17 protein-coding genes are annotated in these 21,031 nt (G+C 39.1%); 16 read left to right on the top strand and 1 reads right to left on the bottom strand.

The features are described 5' to 3' along the window. Positions 1-153 precede the first annotated feature (153 nt). Together mqnC and J2Z32_RS09285 are read left to right on the top strand one after the other, a co-directional pair. The gene (gene mqnC / locus J2Z32_RS09280) at positions 154-1,293 is read left to right on the top strand and encodes a cyclic dehypoxanthinyl futalosine synthase (protein WP_210088880.1); all 1,140 of its coding nucleotides are present in this window, start codon (positions 154-156) and stop codon (positions 1,291-1,293) included. A 325-nt stretch (positions 1,294-1,618) separates the two neighbouring features. After that, positions 1,619-3,340, top strand: coding sequence for an NTTRR-F1 domain (locus J2Z32_RS09285; RefSeq protein WP_210088881.1), 1,722 nt, complete (start codon positions 1,619-1,621; stop codon positions 3,338-3,340). 107 nt (positions 3,341-3,447) lie between these two features. Here the strand turns inward: J2Z32_RS09285 and J2Z32_RS09290 are convergent, their stop codons facing one another. Next, positions 3,448-3,825, bottom strand: a complete 378-nt coding sequence (locus tag J2Z32_RS09290) for a hypothetical protein (RefSeq protein WP_210088882.1) — start codon at positions 3,823-3,825, stop codon at positions 3,448-3,450. A 215-nt stretch (positions 3,826-4,040) separates the two neighbouring features. On the opposite strand from J2Z32_RS09290, the gene J2Z32_RS09295 reads away from it, so the two are divergent. From J2Z32_RS09295 to J2Z32_RS09360, 14 genes are all read left to right on the top strand, one after another. Next, the gene (locus J2Z32_RS09295) at positions 4,041-5,933 is read left to right on the top strand and encodes a glycosyltransferase (protein ID WP_210088883.1); all 1,893 of its coding nucleotides are present in this window, start codon (positions 4,041-4,043) and stop codon (positions 5,931-5,933) included. Continuing rightward, positions 5,933-6,649, top strand: coding sequence for a glycosyltransferase family 2 protein (locus J2Z32_RS09300; RefSeq protein ID WP_210088884.1), 717 nt, complete (start codon positions 5,933-5,935; stop codon positions 6,647-6,649). The genes J2Z32_RS09295 and J2Z32_RS09300 overlap by 1 nt, the downstream gene beginning before the upstream one ends. Positions 6,650-6,727: 78 nt before the next feature. Then, positions 6,728-7,600 carry a putative sporulation protein YtxC gene (ytxC, locus tag J2Z32_RS09305; RefSeq protein WP_210088885.1) on the top strand — a complete coding sequence of 291 codons (873 nt, stop codon included), beginning with the start codon at positions 6,728-6,730 and terminating at the stop codon, positions 7,598-7,600. A gap of 464 nt (positions 7,601-8,064) precedes the next feature. Beyond that, the gene (gene thrS / locus J2Z32_RS09310; RefSeq protein WP_210088886.1) at positions 8,065-10,005 is read left to right on the top strand and encodes a threonine--tRNA ligase; all 1,941 of its coding nucleotides are present in this window, start codon (positions 8,065-8,067) and stop codon (positions 10,003-10,005) included. A 91-nt stretch (positions 10,006-10,096) separates the two neighbouring features. Further along, positions 10,097-10,729, top strand: a complete 633-nt coding sequence (locus tag J2Z32_RS09315) for a 3D domain-containing protein (protein WP_245251340.1) — start codon at positions 10,097-10,099, stop codon at positions 10,727-10,729. Between the two features lie 122 nt (positions 10,730-10,851). After that, positions 10,852-11,016 (top strand): hypothetical protein, encoded by a 165-nt coding sequence (locus tag J2Z32_RS09320; RefSeq protein WP_210088887.1) that lies wholly within the window; start codon positions 10,852-10,854, stop codon positions 11,014-11,016. A 245-nt stretch (positions 11,017-11,261) separates the two neighbouring features. Beyond that, positions 11,262-12,257: a cell wall-active antibiotics response protein LiaF gene (gene liaF, locus J2Z32_RS09325; RefSeq protein ID WP_245251341.1), complete on the top strand. Its 996-nt coding sequence runs from the start codon at positions 11,262-11,264 to the stop codon at positions 12,255-12,257. Further along, on the top strand, positions 12,257-13,303 hold the full coding sequence (locus tag J2Z32_RS09330; RefSeq protein ID WP_210088888.1) for a HAMP domain-containing sensor histidine kinase: 1,047 nt from the start codon (positions 12,257-12,259) through the stop codon (positions 13,301-13,303). Before liaF ends, J2Z32_RS09330 begins: the two co-directional genes overlap by 1 nt. Then, positions 13,296-13,952, top strand: a complete 657-nt coding sequence (locus tag J2Z32_RS09335) for a response regulator (protein ID WP_210088889.1) — start codon at positions 13,296-13,298, stop codon at positions 13,950-13,952. The genes J2Z32_RS09330 and J2Z32_RS09335 overlap by 8 nt, the downstream gene beginning before the upstream one ends. A gap of 113 nt (positions 13,953-14,065) precedes the next feature. Then, positions 14,066-15,679, top strand: coding sequence for a S1C family serine protease (locus J2Z32_RS09340; RefSeq protein WP_210088890.1), 1,614 nt, complete (start codon positions 14,066-14,068; stop codon positions 15,677-15,679). 174 nt (positions 15,680-15,853) lie between these two features. After that, entirely contained in the window at positions 15,854-16,549 is a 696-nt protein-coding gene (locus J2Z32_RS09345) for a response regulator transcription factor (RefSeq protein ID WP_210088891.1), read from the top strand. Next, positions 16,549-17,997 (top strand): sensor histidine kinase, encoded by a 1,449-nt coding sequence (locus tag J2Z32_RS09350; RefSeq protein WP_210088892.1) that lies wholly within the window; start codon positions 16,549-16,551, stop codon positions 17,995-17,997. The genes J2Z32_RS09345 and J2Z32_RS09350 overlap by 1 nt, the downstream gene beginning before the upstream one ends. A gap of 88 nt (positions 17,998-18,085) precedes the next feature. Further along, positions 18,086-19,720, top strand: a complete 1,635-nt coding sequence (locus J2Z32_RS09355; RefSeq protein WP_210088893.1) for a GGDEF domain-containing response regulator — start codon at positions 18,086-18,088, stop codon at positions 19,718-19,720. Between the two features lie 122 nt (positions 19,721-19,842). Continuing rightward, on the top strand, positions 19,843-20,796 hold the full coding sequence (locus J2Z32_RS09360; RefSeq protein ID WP_210088894.1) for a 4-hydroxy-3-methylbut-2-enyl diphosphate reductase: 954 nt from the start codon (positions 19,843-19,845) through the stop codon (positions 20,794-20,796). Positions 20,797-21,031 lie beyond the last annotated feature (235 nt).

A 21,031-nucleotide genomic window follows, 5' to 3' on the forward strand; every position in this document is an offset into this window, starting at 1 on the left:
AGGCACCTGAAAAATAAATAGATTTTTTAGCACCTTGTCTGTTGTGAATGTGACGGGTGCTGTTTTTATGCTCATGATTATGATACGATATTAGCCGTAGTTATTTTAAATTTATATTATATTTTTGATAGAAGTAAGGAGGCGCATAATAGTATGGCTGCTATAGATCATATTTTAGATAAAGCACTTCAAGGACAGCGCTTAGATGTAGAGGATACGATTGCATTATTTGAATCAAATGAAATAGAAAAAATAGGAAATGTCGCTAACATAATTATGGAGCGTATGCATCCAGAGCCAATCACGACATTTGTTATTGGACGCAATGTGAACTATACCAACATATGTGATGTCTATTGTCGTTTTTGTGCTTTTTATCGTAGACCTGGTTCTGATGAAGGTTATGTATTACCTGATGAAGTTATTTTTCAAAAAATACAAGAAACCATTGATGTAGGTGGGACTGAAATTTTAATGCAGGGAGGAACAAATCCTAACCTTCCATTTAGCTATTATACGAATTTGCTCAAAGCGATTAAAGAACGTTTTCCAGAGATTACGATGCATTCATTTTCACCAGCAGAAATTGTGAAGATGAAGGAAGTGTCAGACGGACTTTCTTTGGAAGAGGTAATTAGACAAATTCATGAAGCTGGGCTTGACTCCTTGCCAGGTGGGGGTGCAGAGATTTTAGATGACCGCACTCGCCGCAAAATCAGTCGGCTTAAAGGCTCTTGGAGAGACTGGATGGATGTGATGCAAACCGCACATCGGATTGGAATGAACACGACAGCAACGATGGTTATTGGTTTAGGCGAATCGATGGAAGAACGTGCCCTTCATCTTATGCGTGTTCGTGATGCACAAGATGAATGTGTCCAAAATGGTTATGATTCTGAGGGCTTTCTTGCCTTTATTCCGTGGACCTTCCAGCCAGATAATACGAATTTGAAGCTTGAACGACAAACTCCTGAGGAATATTTGAAAACAGTAGCGATTAGTCGGATTGTGCTAGATAATATTAAAAATATCCAATCCTCTTGGGTCACTATGGGACCTGAAATTGGTAAGCTGTCACTTCGTTATGGATGTAATGATTTTGGTAGTACAATGATTGAGGAAAATGTAGTGTCCTCTGCTGGTGCAACTTATAAAGTGAATATTGAATCTATATTGTCTATTATTCGTGAAGCAGGTAAAGTTCCTGCACAGCGTAACACTAAATATGATATATTGCGTGTATTTGATGACGAAGCGGCTTCAATTGAGCGTGATTTTACAATGCAAAACTAAGAGTGCTTCTCTTAGTAACATTAACATAATAACGATCAGTCAAAGGCTATTCTCTGTAGGTAAAAAACTACATAGGATAGCTTTTTTGGCGATGACTTGATAAAGCAAATACAAAAATAATTATTTTTTTCCTTTTTTAGTGATTAAAAACAGAAAATTGAATAAGGTTAGAATAGTTCAATTCTGAACATATAAGCTAGCCTTGGATGCCAGTATAAAATTTAAAGGATTCAAAACTTTTTAAAAGAACAATTACTTGAATTTCCTCTCGATTTAAACGTTCTTGGTGTTAGCTTATATTTTAAAAAATTCGAGAGGTGATTAGATGCCAATTCAGTTAAGAAATAGGCTTTTGAATCCTTATTTTGATTCGGGATTCACTTCATGGTCCTTTGTAAATGCAACATTAAACTCTTATCGAAAAACGGGTATTCAAAGTGTAGAGCTACTAGGGGGAACTCCATCTACATCGTTACAGCAAATCGTAACAGTCACACCTGGTGAAGGTTTGTTTGTGTCTGCTTCATTAACTAAAACTCCTTCAACTAGTGTAAGTCCTGCAGTAGTTATTACAGTTAATTATTTTAATAGTAGTTTGTCTTATCTAGGTGCCGGTTTGAGTTTAGTTGTACCACAGGGCTTTTTTCTTAACTCACAATGGCAGACCGTTGAAGCGGTCACCTCCGTTGTCCCAGCAGGTGCAGCTATGGCACAGATTTCGTTTAGCTTGGCTCCTGATCCATCAGTGGGTGGTATTTTAGTTGATAATGTCATCTTGATGTCTGCCGATGCTATAGGGGTAATTGGTACAACAGGAGCTACAGGTGCTACTGGAGTGGGGATAGCTGGAGCGACTGGAAGAACAGGAACGACAGGCGCAACGGGAAGCACAGGAGCGACGGGTGTAACGGGAGCGACAGGAGTCGGCGCGACGGGTGGCACAGGAGCAACAGGTGTAACGGGCGCGACAGGAGTCGGCGCGACGGGAGGCACAGGAGCGACGGGTGTAACGGGCGCGACAGGTGTAACGGGCGCGACAGGAGTCGGCGCGACGGGAGGCACAGGCGCGACAGGTGTAACGGGCGCGACAGGTGTAGGCGCGACGGGAGGCACAGGAGCGACGGGTGTAACGGGAGCGACAGGTGTAGGCGCAACGGGAAGCACAGGAGCGACGGGTGTAACGGGCGCGACAGGTGTAGGCGCGACGGGAGGCACAGGAGCGACGGGTGTAACGGGAGCGACAGGTGTAGGCGCGACGGGAGGCACAGGAGCGACGGGTGTAACGGGCGCGACAGGAGTAGGCGCGACGGGAGGCACAGGAGCGACGGGTGTAACGGGCGCGACAGGCGTAGGCGCGACGGGAGGCACAGGAGCGACGGGTGTAACGGGCGCGACAGGTGTAGGTGCGACGGGAAGCACAGGAGCGACGGGTGTAACGGGCGCGACAGGCGTAGGCGCGACGGGAAGCACAGGAGCAACAGGTGTAACGGGAGCGACAGGAGTCGGTGCGACAGGCGCGACGGGAGGCACAGGAGCGACGGGTGTAACGGGCGCGACAGGACCAAATGTGTTGACAGAGGGATTCTCTGCATTTATTTCAACATTGAATTTGAGTGCAAGTGCTCAATTATCAGGCTGGACTGTAACTTCACCTTATTTTGATAGTGGCAATTTTAATGAAGCGAGTGGGATTTATACGGCTCCAACTACGGGAAGATATTCCATTCAGGCTACAATTAATTATGCAACTACGGCAGCCATTGGAGTTTCTCTTGGAGCGGGTATCAATCCAGCCTTTGTTATCCGTAGGACTACACCAACAGCTACAGATTTAATAACAGGCTTGTTCCCAATTTTAAATACAAGTCTCGCTCTTTTAACACTTCGTGCAGTGTTAGGTAGTGGGACAGTTACAATAGCCGGAGATGTGGAGCTAAATGCCGGAGATACCATTGTGCTCTTCTATAATGCATCGGGGCTGACGATTCCACTTGATATAGGTGGTGGATCACAAGGTATTGTTTGGTCCATTCATAGAATAACATAATAATAAAAAGTATAGCTTAAGCAGTAATTACTGATATACATGACAAAAGGGAGCTATCATTGCTCCCTTTAACTTTTTTGGGTATTAATCTCTTTGTTCTTGCTTCTTTATTTAGAAATAAAATCCTCTACACTATTTTTTCTAATATCGATATAATTTTCTGGATTTTTGGTTTGAATCAATTTAATATATAGAGGCTTTTGTGTTGGATGATTTCCCCCAATCAAAAGGTAATAGCCTTCCTCTATTTCATAACGTAATATATATAGTCCACTACCAATCTCCTTACTGTCATAACGATCAAAATCATTCCATGACAGCTCTTGTTTTTTATGAGATAAATCAATTACTTTTTCTAAAGTTAGTTTTTCTTTACGGAATAATTGCCATTGATCATTAACTTCTAACTGTTTATTGCTACAAGATGTCATAATAAGCATTAAAATAAAAATACAGAATCCTATAAATTTCTTATCCTTACCCATATAATCTCCTCCTATTTCGAGGTTAACTTCCCCGATTATAACATATGCTTCATAAGTTAAGTATCTAAAGTGAAATAAGTAACAAGCTATTTATATCAAATTTTGTTCTCTGTTGTGCTTAAAATGAATAACTTGAATAAGTTAAGAATAACGTTTGCTAATCTAGATGTAGGATTAGTGAAGTGCCATGAGTTTTTCTTGAAAAGGGGGATATCATGAACCGTATTTTAATCGCAAGTCCAATTAAGCAAGTCCCAGCAATATTAAAGCTTTTTTTACAATCACTTGATGAGCTTGACATTAATGAATTTGAGGTTGATTTTTATTTCGTAGATAACAATGAGGAACAGGAGTCAATTGATTTACTAGACCAGTTTCAGCAAAAACATAGCAATACAATTATTGTTAAAAATAGCTCAACTGAATCCTATCAAAAAAATGAATATACTCATTATTGGAACGATGAGTTGGTTGATAAAGTCGCTCAAATGAAGGATGGAATTATTGAATATGCACTTGAAGCAACCTATGATGGTTTATTTTTAGTGGATTCCGACTTAGTTTTATCACCTGATACACTATCCAGATTAGAAGCTTCAGACAAGGATATTATTTCTAATATTTTCTGGACAAGATGGCAACCTGACACAGAACCACTTCCTCAAGTTTGGATGATGGATGAGTATTCATTTTCTCAAATTCCGAGCAAAAAGGATGAAGCACAAGCTCAACAGGAAGCAGCGATTTTTTTAGAAAAAATGAAAGTTCCAGGTATTTATGAGGTTGGGGGATTAGGGGCATGTACGCTAATAAGTCACAAAGCTTTAGAAAGTGGTGTTTGCTTCAAACGCTTGCCTAATGTGTCCTTCTGGGGAGAGGATCGTCATTTTTGTATCCGTGCAGCAGCACTAGGCTTCTCCATGTATGTAGATACACATCAGCCTGCTTATCATATTTATAGGGAATCTGATTTAGAAGGAGTGGAAAACTACAAGCGTGCGCTAAGGGGAGAAGAAGCAGGTGGAATCTCGATTAGCTTATGTATGATTGTGAAGGATGAGGAGCCTACGATTGGGAGATGTTTGGCTTCTGTCCAAGGAATTGCTGATGAAATCATTATTGTCGATACCGGTTCTACAGATCGAACTAAAGAAATTGCAGCCCAATTTAATGCAACCATTTATGATTTTTCTTGGATCGATGACTTTGCGGCTGCTCGTAATTATGCATTTGATCAGGCAACAAAACAATATATTATGTGGCTTGATGCAGATGATGTGATTTTAGAAGAGGATCGTCAAGCCTTCCTTCGTCTCAAATACGAGCTTTCTTTTGATGTAGATAGTGTCATGATGAACTATAACCTTGCGTTTGATGCCAATGGCAAACCTACTACAAGCTTAAAGCGAAACCGGCTAGTTAAACGCTCTAAAGGATTTCGTTGGATTGGTGTTGTACATGAGTATTTGGAAGTGTACGGAAATATTATGCAAAGTGAGATTTCAATCACCCATAAAAAGGAAAAAACGTATTCCGATCGTAACTTACGTATTTATAAAAAGAGGGTAGAGCTAGGGGAAAGCTTTAAACCAAGAGATCTCTATTATTATGGAAATGAACTGATGGATCACTTGATGTTTGATGAAGCTGCTGAGCAATATGAGGCATTCCTAGCAACAAAGCAAGGGTGGGTAGAGGATCAAATTGCGGCATGTCAAAAGCTTGCTGATTGCTACAGTCATCTAAATAAGCTTGAGCTTCAATTTCGTTCATTGTTCCGCGCTATGGAATTTGCTCCGCCAAGAGCAGAGGTATGCTGTCGGTTAGGTGCTTTATTTGTAGAACAAGACCGTATAAACGAAGCTATTTTCTGGTATACGACAGCAACTCAACTAGGAAAGCCACCTGTAACTGGTGCTTTTACTATTCATGCTTATTGGACTTGGCTACCTTATTTGCAGCTATGTGTTTGTTATGATCGGTTAGGCCAATATGTTAAAGCGAACGAATGCAACGAAAAGGCATTATCATTTCACCCCACTCATCCAAGCATGTTAGCGAATCAAGCTTATTTGGCAAAAAGGCTTGAGGAGGTGAATCAGAAGTAATGTATGATTTAAACAACAAAGTAACCTTATCGATGATTGTCCATAATGAAGCGGATCGTTATTTGTCCAAAGCCTTATTAATGCACCGAGAATATATTCAAGAAGCAGTTATTATTGATGATGGAAGTACCGATAACACGGCAGAAATATGCAAAGACTTGCTTCATGGAATTCCATTACGGCTCATCACAAATGCTAAATCTGCTTTTCATAACGAAGTGGAGCTGAGACAACAGCAATGGAAGGAGACGGTTAGCGGTAACCCCGATTGGATTTTAAGTCTAGATGCAGATGAAATGTTTGAACCAAATGCTAAAAATATGATAGATGAAATTGTATCACAAAGTGATTATGATGCTGTGTATTTTAGGTTGTATGATATGTGGAGTGAAACGCATTATCGGGATGATGCTTATTGGAATGCACACCAGAGCTATCGGCCTTTTTTAGTACGCTATCGTCCTGAAATTAATTATACGTGGAAGCAAACACCACAGCATTGCGGAAGGTTTCCTTTAGAAGTGACGCATTTTTCTTATTGGTGTCATCCGCTACGTTTAAAGCATTTTGGATGGGCGGATGAGCAAGATCGCCGTTATAAATATGAACGTTATATGAAGCTGGATAGTGAAATGAAGTATGGGTGGAAAGAGCAATACGAATCTATTTTAGATGAGAGTCCTCATCTTGTTGTATGGGAGGATGAAGTGAAATAGTTACCATTCGTCCTTTTTGTATATCCCTCTGCTCCCCACCATATACTTTGTAGAGGAAGTGGAGGGAGGTTCACATAAATGGGATTGTTTATTTTTCGGGTATTGAGTTTGAATGCATTATCAGGACAACAGTTTGCAACCTATATCACTAAGGAATGTGGAAATAAACAACACTTTCGGCTACATATTTCATCGGAGCAGGATTGGAATAAGCCTTTTCATGAGATCCAAATTTTTATTAAAGAGGAAGAAGAAAAGTCACAGCTAGCTAGAGCAGTTGCAAAATATATTGTCAATGAATGTGAACCACAATTGGTAAAAGTCATGCTTAAAAAAGAGAGCTTGGCTCAAGAAGAAGATGAATTTGTTAAGTTGTACAATTTCTGTATGGATTTGCTTGTGGATACAACAGAAAACAAACGCTCGCGTAATTTTAGAATTGAAAAAATTGCCACAGCTTGTATGGACTACTTTAGCCAACATCGATTACTTCATGTCGAAGGTTTTATTTCTTTTTGGTTGAAGGAGTATACTCGGTTATTGCAAGACACGATGCAATATGCAATTGAAGAATATTTGCTTGATCGGCAATATGAAGAATTTATTAGCTTGTTACAATATTTTGTTTATTACCAGGAGCCACTGACCCCAGTATTACATTTAATACATGATCATGACAGTGAGTTTAACATTTTAAATGAACAGTTTAAGGAAGTTAATGTCAACTATGTTCAAGGGGTAGTTGCCCGCATTGCTGATCAGGAGCTCGAAATGGAGGATGCAATTGTCAGCACCTTAATTACATTATCTCCAGAGCGCATTGTCCTTCATACGATGGAGCCACAAGCTGTAATTATAACGACAATTAAGCGTATATTTGGTGAACGCGTAGAGGTATGTACGGGTTGTACCACTTGTCAGATGATTCATGGTCAAAAAAGTACAAATTAAAGTAAAAATGACTTAGATTAAGGTATGGCTTGACGTTTGGAAAACGCAATATTATAATGTTGTGTATTAAAGGCGTTGATAAAGACATGAATCAAAGATAAGGACTGTTCCAGAGAAAGGGATCTTGGCTGTAAGTCCCTTCAGTAACCAGCTTTGGTTTACCACTTTGTAGCTGTTTTCCTGAATATGTTTGCTTGTGTAGACACCATTGTTGGGTGTTACCATGTTTAATATTACTAAGGAAAAACGGGTGATGACCGTTATATCATACTCAATTAAGGGTTACTTGTCTTTTGTAGTGACAAACTAGCTAAATGAGGGTGGAACCACGGGTAAATTAATGCTCGTCCCTTTCCAGGGGCGGGCTTTTTTGTGTACATATAGACGTATATGGATAGCTAAAATGTCTGTCTTTGGAGCTTAAGTTGAAGTGAAAAACACTACAGTACTAAGGAGGAAGTAAAATGGCAATTTCAGTATCTTTACCAGACGGCTCTGTTCGGGAATATGTAGAAGGCAACACTTTGGAGGATGTAGCTGCATCGATTAGCAGTGGGCTTCGTAAAAATGCAATTGCAGGTAAAATGGATGGAAAAGCGGTAGACTTAAATACTGCTTTAGTAGATGGCGCAAAGGTGGAAATTATTACACTTGATTCTCCAGATGGTCTAGAGATTATGCGTCACAGTACAGCGCATTTGATGGCGCAGGCTGTGAAGCGTTTATACGGGAATAAAGCAGTTAAGCTTGGTATTGGACCAACAATTGAAGATGGCTTCTATTATGATATGGAGTTAGAAAATTCCTTGAATCCTGAGGATTTGCAAAAGATTGAAAAGGAAATGGAACGTATTATTGGTGAAAACCTGCCAATCACAAGAAGAAATGTTAGCCGCGAAGAAGCGATTGCGATCTTCACAGAATTAGGTGATCCTTATAAATTAGAATTGATTCGGGATCTTCCTGAGGATAGTGAAATTTCAATTTATGATCAAGGCGAGTTTTTTGATCTTTGTCGTGGACCACATGTTCCTTCTACTGGCAAAATTAAAGTGTTTAAATTGTTAAGTGTTGCTGGAGCTTACTGGCGTGGAGATAGTAAAAATGTAATGCTTCAACGTATTTATGGTACTGCATTTGTGAAAAAAGCACAGCTTGATGAGCATTTGCATTTCCTTGAAGAAGCCAAAAAACGTGATCACCGTAAATTAGGTAAAGAGCTTAACATCTTTACTTTCAATCAATTGGTGGGTCAAGGTTTGCCAATCTGGCTACCAAAAGGTGCAACTCTTCGCCGTACTTTAGAACGTTATATCGTTGATATTGAGGAACGTCTTGGTTATCAGCATGTGTATACTCCAGTGCTTGGTAATGTAGAATTGTACAAAACTTCTGGACACTGGGAGCACTACCAAGAGGATATGTTCCCTGTAATGGAAATGGATAATGAAGCACTAGTGCTTCGTCCGATGAACTGTCCTCACCATATGACTGTTTATAAGAGCAGTATGCATTCTTATCGTGATTTACCAATCCGGATTGCAGAGCTTGGCATGCAGCACCGTTATGAAATGTCTGGCGCATTAACTGGCTTACATCGTGTACGTTCAATGACTCTTAATGACGCACACATCTTCTGCCGACTTGATCAAATTAAAAGTGAGTTTACTCGTGTGTTAGATCTAATTAAGCAGGTATATAATGACTTTGGATTTGAGGAATATCGGTTCCGCTTGTCTTACCGTGATCCACAGGATACAGAGAAATATTTCCAAAATGATGAAATGTGGAATACTGCACAACGAATGTTACGCGAGGTAGTAGAAGAAGCAGGTCTTCCATTTTATGAAGCAGAAGGCGAAGCGGCATTCTACGGTCCTAAGCTAGACGTACAGGTTAAAACTGCATTAGGAAAAGAAGAAACTTTGTCTACTATTCAAATTGATTTCTTGCTTCCTGAACGTTTTGAGCTTGAATACGTTGGTGATGATGGCTTAAAGCACCGTCCAGTTGTATTACACCGCGGTATTTTAGGTACTATGGAACGTTTCTCTGCATTCTTGCTAGAAAACTTTGCGGGTAACTTGCCTGTATGGTTATCTCCTGTGCAAGCGAAGGTCATTCCAGTTTCTACTGCATTTGAAGCTTATGCGCGTGAAGTTGAGGATAAGTTAAGAGCAAGTGGTGTTCGTGCGGAAGCGGATTTACGTAATGAAAAATTGGGCTATAAGATTCGTGAAGCGCAATTAGAGAAGATTCCATATATGTTCGTAGTGGGTGAAAATGAGCAAAATAGTGCTTCTGTTGCGATCCGTAAACGTGGGGAAGGCGACATTGGAGTTAAGTCTTTAGATGAAGCAGTGGGGATGTTAAAAGACGATATTTCTAATCACACTATTTTTTAGAGATAAGAAATAGATCTTCATTTTGTAAAAATTAATATTGTATGAAAAGTGACGCATCTGGCAATCCTTTTAGCAAAAGGGAGGGTTTTAGATGCGTCATTTTACGATGTGGAAGTGTGCTGCTATAACTTTATTATTGTTGCCTATGCTTTCAGGTTTAGAGCCGCAAAAGGAGGATGTACAGCAACATGAGCATCAAGCAAGCTTGGGGAAGCTTAACTTTATTGAAGCGGTTAAAGCAAAAGAGATTGACGGAGACAAGCAACCAGTTACCCAAAAAAAAACAACTCCAGAAAAAAAGGATGTTAGGACAGTAACGGTTGTAGCAACAGGGTACACTGCAGGTTATGAATCAACAGGCAAACGGCCTAACCATCCAGACTATGGGATTACGTATTCTGGGGTTAAGGTAAGAAGAGATAAAAAGACGGTATCCACCATTGCAGCTGATTTAAAGCTATTTCCGTTAGGCACTATTTTTTATATTCCTGGGTATGGCTATGGTGTCGTTGCAGATAAAGGCTCTGCCATCAAAGGGAAAAAAATCGACTTATATTTTAATACAAAAAAGCAAGTATATAAGGAATGGGGCAAAAAGGAAGTTGATATTCAGCTTATCCGTAAAGGCAATGGCAAGCTAACCGAAGCGATGCTCTTAGAGTTAGGCAAAGTGATGGAAGTAAGCAAGGAAATCCCCGAAGATTTATGGAAAAATGCCATTTAGGTGATCTAGTTATTCTAGCTTTGAATAAATTTAAACTTTTATCCACATAATACTTTACGGGTAAGGACTTCGTCGTAAGATTTAGTTCATTACTCGGATTAAGTGGATGGAGGTGAATGACAATGGCTAAAAACCAAAATAATAAAGCTGCTGCTTCTCCAGGATACAAAACACCTAACGAGAAGTTTAATGCAGAATTTGCAGAAGAAACAAACACAACATTGAAGAAAAAAGTGAAAGATTCTCAAAACGCAGCAATGAATCATACTTCTCAAAACCAACAATAATGGTGAGCACAAGTATGCGTTCTGTATACCATATATATGGTACCTATAAAAAAGCATCCTTTTATAAGGGTGCTTTTTTTGTCTAGTGCTTACGTTATGCTTTGGTTAGATATATTTAGCTTAACTTTCACTAAGCATCTCAGTCTCTAGACCGATATGAATTTCATTCTCTGGCATACTATTGAACAACGGCTATATCGTGTACACTATACATAACAAGAAATGTTTGTCAGGAGGTCATTAGCTTGAGAAATTTATTTAGCCGATTTTTATGGGGTTGTTTATTTATTGGGCTTGGTGCTTTATTTTTACTTAATCAAATGGGCTATATCCACTATGGCGTTGGAGATTTAATTTCCATGTTTTGGCCATTAATTTTAATTGTTGCTGGATTAAGTAATTTTATTAATAACGGGTTCAAAAGTGGAAATTTTGTAGGTAGCGGTGTATTAATTATTATCGGGTTATATTTTCTTGGTAGAAATACAGGTTATGTCTATATCGGATCTACGACTTTCTTTAATCTTTTAATTCCCGCAGTACTTATCATGGTTGGGGTTCAAATTATATTTAAACCAAAATCTCAAAAAAATAAGTATAAGTATGACAAAAAACACGAGGAACAAAATAATTTTGATTTTGGACCTACACAAAATGAATATATGCCACCACCAGAAATGAAGTCCTCCTTAGATGATTTATTTAAGGAAAAAAACTTTTACGGTGAAGAGCAAAATCAGCAGCAAAATGAATTCCATCAAACTGAACAGGATCCATTTCATAAATATGAGCAAAAAGGTTTTGCACATAAAAATAAGTCTGATAGCAATGGAAATCAAGAATATAAAAATGTTTATGGAAAAAAAATAGAGAAACATAATTTCATTGGTGATGTGCATCTTGGTCGCGATTACTTTCAGCTCTATCCTACTAATGTTTCTCACTTTATTGGTGACACCATTATTGATCTTACCAAGGCACAGATTCCATATGGTGAAACTAAAATTAACGTATCTGCTTTCATTGGAGATGTGAAAATATTTGTCCCAAACGATATGGATTTATCAATTAAAATGCAAGGTAATGCTTTTTTAGGGGATATCGATGCGCTTGGTGAAAAGCATGGTAGCTTTTTGGCTAATTTCCAGAAGGAAACATTGCATTATGGCGAGACGAATAAGTCTATTAAACTTAACGTCAATACATTTATTGGCGACATTAAAGTTAATGTGGTGGGGTAATGATGTTACGTCAAATTATAAAAAATACAAAGTGGGAATTGTTGCTTTATTTTTTGTTAACAGCTGGACTCTCCGCTTTGAGTATGTATATTGGGGTTATTTACGGGGAAATCACTGTCAACAGTCGTTATAGTTGGGTTTATCATATTGCAAGGGTTATTCCTTTTGTACTTATTGCAGGATATATTGCAGGGCAACGAGTTCAACGTCGGATAGATCCACTTCATCTTAATATGCTTCAGGTTGCAAAGGGGAATTTATCGGTTAGAATGCCTGAAACGGTGGATCAATCTTTTGCAAGTCTATATCAGGAGTTTAATACGATGATTGAAGCAGTTGAAAAAAAAATGAAGCTGCTTCAATTGTTGGGTGAAAATGATGTACTAGAAAAAGAGCAAGCCGCAGAAAAAGCAGTACTGGAAGAAAGAAGAAGAATGGCACGTGATTTACATGATACGGTAAGCCAGCAGTTATTTGCGATTCATATGGCGGCATCTTCATTACCAAAGGTGCTGGAAAGTAATGAGGATGGTGCACGTAATGTAATGAGCCAACTCATTCAAATGTCCAACCTAGCACAAAAGCAAATGAGAGCTTTAATCGCTCAGCTTCGTCCAATGGAGCTTGTAGATAAAACTTTAGAGGAGGCTTTAGACCAATGGTTTCCTGATTATTGTCGGCAAAATGGCTTAAAAGGAATCAAGGATGTAGATTTACAAGGTGAATTATCTGAAGCAAAGGAGCACCAGCTTTTTCTTATTATCCAAGAAGCGATTGCAAATATCGTCAAACATGCTCAAGCCAACTTAGTTAGCTTGTCATTACATCAGGATAAACGTCAGGTTGTATTAAGTATTAGTGATGATGGACAAGGCTTCTCGAACTCCTATCAAAAGCAAGGCTCCTACGGATTATCAACGATGAAGGAACGGGCTGAGAAGCTAGGTGGACACGTAGAAATTATTAGTAAGCCTGGTGCGGGAACAACGATACGTGTGCATATTCCGAATTTTGAGCAGGAGCAGGGAGGGAATGCGGATGAGTGAGAAAATTAAAATTATGATTGTAGATGACCATGATATGGTCAGAATGGGATTAAAGACGTATTTAATGCTTGATCAGCGTTTTGAGGTCATCGCAGAGGCGACGGATGGGAAAGAAGTTGTAGAGATGATTAAGCAAGGTAGACTTGATCCTTTGCCTGATATTATATTAATGGATTTGATGATGCCGATCATGAATGGGGCACAGGCGACGAAAGAGATCGTAGCTATACATCCAGATTTAAAAATTGTTATTTTAACTAGCTTCATGGAGGATAATTTGGTTGTGCAGGCGGTAGAGGCTGGAGCCGTTAGTTATGTACTCAAAACCGTCTCCGCGGAGGAATTGATTCATGCTTTAGATGGTGTGTCTAAAGGGCTACCCGTGATGACTGGTGAAGTTGCTCAAGCCTTAACTAGAGGCATACGTCAACAATCCGTACAAAAAACTTATGTTAATCTGACGGATCGTGAAAAGGAAGTTTTATTACTCATTGCAGAAGGAAAAACAAACAAGGACATTAGTGAGGAATTACATATTAGTATAAAAACGGTTAAAACGCACGTCAGTAATTTGCTTTTAAAATGCGAGTTGGAGGATCGGACACAGCTTGCTATATACGCGCATAGGCAGGGCCTAGTAGGGGGATAAATTGTTTTATCTCCTTTTTAATTGTTTTTAATGTACATTTAAGGTTCGTGGTACAAAATAAAGACAATTAAACAATCAATAATCCCCCTAACGGGGAAGGAGGTATATGCATTATGGAAGATCAAAACAACAAAAATAAACCTGAACAAAACTGGGGGCCTAACGGAAACGATAGATCGCAAGATTCCCCTGAGACTGGATCTTCTTATCATTATTCTTATGGTTCCTTTAAGTCCCAATCCTATAATTCAGAACAAGATACTGTGGAAGGAAAAATGCAGAGTGTGAACGATGAAAATGTGGAAATTACAAAACCAGAACCAGTTAAACCTATTCCACCAAGCCTAACTTCGAGTGGATATACACCACCAGAAAGGAACTTAACTCCAAGCTCCAATTTTAGTGGAAGTCAAAATGGTGGGAATAATAACTGGCAATACAATCAGCGTCCTAGAAAAACCTCCTTTAAGACAATCATTGCTGGAACGCTAGCAGGAATGCTGATTATGCTTAGTGGTATGGTTTATGCGGATAAACAAAACTTATTTACATCAAATGAATCATTAAGTAATGCTGCAGTTCCTGCTACAGCAACTACCTCTAATGCGACAAATGCTTCTGTAGTGTTGCCGATGACTAAGCCAGGAGATGTGACTAATGTGGTTAATCAAGCTGGGGCAGCAGTAGTCAAGATAGAAACCTTAGTAAAGGCAAGCAAACAAAATAATCAATCAGCGAGTCCTTATAGCAATGATCCGTTTTACCGTTACTTCTTTGGTGACCGTTCACAAGGAGGAACAGATGATGGATCAAACCAAGGCTCAAATGAAGGTAGTAACTCAAACCAATTAGTCCCAACGGGAATTGGCTCTGGATTTATTTTTGATAAAGCGGGTTATATTTTAACCAACGAGCATGTAGTACACAATGCAGATGTTGTACAGGTAACCTTGCAAGATAAAGATAAGCCATATGAAGCTAAAGTGTTAGGTACGAGCTATGAGCTTGACCTTGCTGTTTTGAAAATTGAAGGTGATAATTTCCCATCAATTCCATTAGGCAATTCGGATAATACGAAAGTAGGGGAATGGTTAGTTGCGATTGGGAACCCACAAGGCTTTGATCATACCGTAACTGCGGGTGTGTTAAGTGCCAAAGAACGTGGTGGAATTACGATTGCTGGCGAAAATGGCGAGAAAAATCGGGAGTATGAGCATTTATTACAAACTGATGCTTCTATAAACCCGGGGAACTCAGGTGGTCCATTGCTCAACCTTAATGGTGAGGTTGTAGGGATTAATGTTGCGGTTAGCTCTACAGCACAAGGTATTGGTTTTGCTATTCCAACATCTACTGTGAATGAAGTTTTAGAAAAATTAAAAAATAACGAAAAAATACCTGAAAAACCAGTTCCATTTATTGGCGCGACTTTAATGACAATGACAAAGGAAGTTGCAAAACAAATGGAAACAGATATTACTGAAGGTTCTGTAGTGTCTAATGTGGTCTTTAATTCACCTGCATACAAAGCAGATTTACAGCCATATGACATTATTACAGGTGCAGATGGTAAAAAGTATTCAACTAAAGAAGAATTAATTGGTTATATCCAAAAGCAAGAGGTAGGGAAAGAAGTTACCTTATCCGTTGTTCGTAGAGGAAAAACGATGGATATTAAAGTAACGATTGGCAACAAAAATGATTTTTCTAATCTAGAACAACAATAATAAAATTAATAATTTAATTAAAGAGTTAGAAAGTAGCAGACTCACTGTAGTCTGCTACTTGCATACATACGTCATTTTTCACTTCATTACAGCTGCAAAGGATGCAAAAGATTAACTTGTTTTGATAAAATAAGATAAGATGATGGAATATATCGTAACTAAGGAGTGGGGAAGTTGAGATCGTCTATACTTGTCATTGATGATGACGAAAAAATAACATCCATGTTACGCCGAGGATTGGCGTTTGAAGGATATGAGGTTCAAACTGCAAATAATGGTGCAGAAGGACTAAATAAATTATTATCTGAAGAACCGGACATGATTATTTTAGATGTTATGATGCCTAAAATCGATGGTTTTGAGGTTTGCCGTCGATTGCGTTCGGCAGGAAGTAATGTGCCTATTTTGATGCTTACAGCAAAGGATGAAGTTGAGGACCGAGTCAAGGGACTAGATACAGGCGCAGATGACTATTTAGTAAAGCCGTTTGCGTTAGAGGAGTTAATGGCGAGAGTGCGTGCGCTACTGCGGCGCAAGGAAACAGTGTCCGAAAATGAAGGACAAGGCGGACGACTTGTGTTTGAAGATATTATAATGGATATGGATTCTCGTGAAGTGCTGCGTGCAGGGCAACGATTAGAGCTAACTGCTAAAGAATTTGAGCTATTATATTTGTTTATGCAAAACCCAAAGCGTTTACTTACTCGTGACTTGATTATGGATAAAATTTGGGGTTATGACTACAGTGGTGAATCCAACGTATTAGAAGTATATATTGCAATGTTGCGGCAAAAAACAGAAGAATATGGCGGGAAGCGAATTATTCAAACGATTCGGGGAGCAGGCTATATTTTAAGGGGAGATTCTTAATGTCAGTTAGACTTCGGATGACGGCTTGGTATACCAGTATTCTTGCTGTAACGTTAATTTTATTTTCCGGGTCTATCTATGCCATTGTTAGATATAATACATTCCAAGAGGTTAAAAATCGTATCATTGAGCAAGCAAAGGCAATCGATCAATCTAAAAATGTGACTATGCTTCAGGGATGGGATTTAGTTATAGAGGATGAACAAAAAATCAGGCTTGAGGACGCCAGAATATTATGGCAGCTTAATAACTATGTGACAGATCACTCTAGTCGGTCCGCTGGCATGCGGAATCGAGGAATGGAATTTAAGGTTCCGAGTGTGCAAGAATTAGGAACAAACGGGATATTCCAAAGCATGATAGATAATGGTAACTATTATTTGCTGTATGAAGGTCCCATTGCATTTCAGGGGCAAATTGTTGGTGTGCTTCAGCTTGCAGCGGATACGAATGCTGAAAATCGGTTAATGCAGCAAATGAAGAACATATTGATTTTTGGTTCTTTTGTTACGCTCGCTGTGGCAAGTACCTTTGGTTTATTTCTTGCTCATAAATCTATGGCCCCGATTGGCAAGGTGATTAAAGCTGCCAACGGGATTCAAACAGGAAACGACCTTAGCGTTCGGATTGATTACGATGGACCAAATGATGAAATTGGTCGCTTAATTGGCACATTAAATCAAATGCTTGAGCGAACGGAAGGCTTCTACCGAGAAATTGAGGAGGCATATGCCGCTCAACGACGTTTTGTATCGGATGCCTCTCATGAGCTTCGTACGCCATTAACTACAATTCGTGGGAATGTTGATTTGCTTAAAAAGATGTGGGATCAAAATAAGGATGGCAATAGTCATATCGATTCTCAAAAAATGATTGAAATATCGTATGAAGCTATTAATGATATTGTAGGTGAATCCCAACGCATGAGTAGATTGGTCAATGATATGTTATCTTTGGCTCGTGCGGATGCGGGGAAAATGATGGTAAAGGAAAAGTTACCACTGATGCCATTACTAGATGAGGTTGTGAGGCGTGCTCAGTTTCTTCCTCGTCAAGCAAAATGGCTCCAAGGTGATTTGAGTGCACTAGAAAATGCCTATGTTATTGGAAGTAAAGATTATTTACAGCAAATGCTATTCATTTTTATTGAAAATGCTTTTAAGTATACACCGGAAGGTGAAGTTGTTATAGATGCGATAGAAAGCCAGGGATACGTAGGGATTAGGATTAAGGATACGGGCATTGGTATGGATCGCAGTGAAATTCCGCACATATTTGAGCGGTTTTATCGTGCTGATCCGTCCCGCGGAATGACACCAGGAACAGGGTTAGGACTAGCGATTGCAAAATGGATTATTGATGAGCATCAAGGCTCAGTTGAAGTTTTTACTCAACAAGGACAAGGGACCACCTTTGTGATCTGGCTCCCTGTTATTATTAATGATTGACCTGCTTCATACGATGAATTATACTTATCTGCGAGTTCTTCAACACATTTAAACGACCTACCGTTCAGTCACCCGAGGAGAAGTCGCTATGCAAAAATATATTACACTTTTATATAATAACATCCATGAGCAAATGGATAGCTGGTTTGATTTAAACGACGTTATTTCTGTTACAGAAGTGCGTCGCTTTTTACATTCTGTGAAAGGCACTGCGGGCACTTTGAGGATGTTTGGTCTATCAGTGACGGCGGCATCACTTCTTAATGAACTGAATAGCATAGACATAGAAGAGTGGGAACCTCAGAATCTACAAAATTTTTTGATTCCGCTCATGAAGGCTACTTATGAATTAGAGCATCAAGGAAAACCAACCCAAAAATCATTAATGACATTAAAGCGTATTCCCCATGTGGAGCAACAACCGCTTGTGCTTATTTTAGACGATGATGCAGTTTTGCTGCAGTTTTTGAAGGATAAGCTAGAGCTTGAGGGTTTTTTTGTCGTAGCTACTGTGAATCCGAATCAAGCCATTCGCTACTTTTATGACCTCTCCCCTGACAGTTTAATCATTGACCTTATCATTCCCGAAAAAGATGGTTTTCAAGTTATTGATGCGCTTAAGGAGCGTATTAGTAAAGGATTAATTCCAACGACTATTATTAGTACAGACACTCGCAAGAGCAGTCGTATTAAAGCGTTTGATATGGGTGCAGATGATTTCCTTAACAAGCCCTTAGATATGGATGATTTATTGGCACGCCTGAAAAGACAGATGAGAAAACGAAAGCAACTAGGCAACTTATTGTTTATGGATGAATTGACCGGTGCGATGAACCGTAAATACTTAGATGAAGCTTTTAGACAATTATGTCGTGATTATCAACGAGAAGCGAGTTGCTTCTCGTTATCTGTGATTGATCTGGACTTTTTTAAGCAAATTAATGATCGTTATGGACATCTCACTGGGGATGAAGTTTTGCAGCAGTTTGCAGCCTTTATGAAAGAAAATATACGTATTAAGGATATGCTTATTCGCCTTGGTGGGGAAGAATTTGTTTTAATTATGCCTAAGATGGATGAATTAAAGGCAAAAATGCGGATGGAAACGTTGCTCGAACAATTTTCTCAGCTAGATTTTAGCTATGCTAATACGACCTTTCATGTGACCTTTTCAGTAGGCATAACCCAAGGACGAGCGATAACGCAAGAGGAATGCAATAAAATACTTGAGATTGCTGATAATGCACTGTATTGTGCAAAAAAACGTGGGCGTCGTTGTGTGGAAATTGGTAGATCAGGAGCCCAGCAAAGTCGTAATTTACGCAAGCTAAACATTGCCATTATTGATGATGATTCCATTATAAGAACGATGCTTAAACAATATTTGACGGAAGATTTGTCGGCAATTATTACAGTAGACATCCGCTCCTTTCGGAGTGGAGAACATTTCTTCAGGGATCCATGGCATGCAGAGCGTGCACCGTTTTTAATTATTCTTGATGGCATTATGCCTGGAATGGATGGGCTAGAGGTGTTAGAAAAAATTCGTTCCATCCCACATACGGATTTGCATTCTGTTATTATGCTCACTGGACGGAAGGAAGAAAATGATATTGTACGTGCATTACAGCTAGGTGCGGATGATTATTTAACGAAGCCATTTAAAATTGGTGAGCTTGGTGCAAGAATTAGACGGTTACTGACAAGAATGAATTTTATTTAAGGCTTTAAATATAAATAAGGCGCCTTATTTAAAGATGCTTTATTTATATTGTGTGATGCTAGTTGTGTTATATCATTCAAATTTGAGTTATAATCAAGTAGTAGATTATGGAGGTGAAGTAAATGGAAGTCCTTAAAATATCGCCAAGAGGTTATTGTTATGGTGTGGTGGATGCAATGGTGCTGGCAAGGCAAGCAGCGAAAAATTTGGATTTACCCCGTCCAATTTATATATTAGGTATGATTGTGCATAACAGTCATGTTACAAACTCCTTTGAGGACGAAGGAATAATTACATTAGATGGCCCAAATCGACTTGAAATTCTAAGCCAGGTTGAGAGTGGTACTGTCATTTTTACAGCACATGGTGTATCGCCAGAGGTCCGTAAATTGGCCAGAGATAAAGGCTTAACTACAGTTGATGCAACCTGTCCTGATGTAACAAAAACCCACGTACTCATTAAAGAGAAGGCAGAAGAGGGTTATGAAATTATTTATATTGGTAAAAAGGGGCATCCTGAACCAGAAGGTGCGGTGGGTATTGCACCAGAACATGTGTATTTGATAGAAAAGGAAGAAGAAATCGACAGTTTAAACATAAAAGGAAATAAGATCATAATTACGAACCAGACCACGATGAGCCAATGGGATATAAGACACATTATGAATCGATTGATCGCTAAATATCCCGGTGCTGAGGTACACAATGAAATTTGCTTAGCGACCCAAGTAAGACAAGAAGCAGTAGCAGAGCAAGCAGGTCAAGCTGATCTTGTTATTGTTGTAGGCGATCCACGCAGTAATAACTCTAATCGGTTAGCACAGGTGTCGGAGGAAATCGCGGGCACAACGGCTTATCGAATTGCAGACGTAAGTGAGTTAAAGCTTGAATGGCTAAAAGGTATTGAGAAGGTAGCAGTGACCTCGGGAGCATCCACACCGACCCCAATCACGAGAGAGGTTATCGCTTATTTAGAGCAATATGACCCTGCTAATCCTGATACATGGGAAATTGTAAGAACCGTAAATATGAGCAAACTGCTTCCTCCTGTAAAGAAAGAAAGTAAAAAGTCATAATTTATATAACTTTAAGTAAAAGGTAGGACTGACCTGGATTGGGGTTAGTCCTTTTTTATGTGAGATGTTATTCCAACATAGTTAATTAAGTTTATATTTATTACATAATGATGTTGTTGACGAATATCGGTTAATCATGTAAAATTACTTTAACGATTAAAAGCTTAAAAGCAAACAAGCATAAAAGCGTCTAAGCGCGAAAATGTGATATAATATAAAAATTGTATTTCAGTGA

This window comes from Paenibacillus turicensis (assembly GCF_017873435.1).
Classification (GTDB): domain Bacteria; phylum Bacillota; class Bacilli; order Paenibacillales; family Paenibacillaceae; genus Fontibacillus; species Fontibacillus turicensis.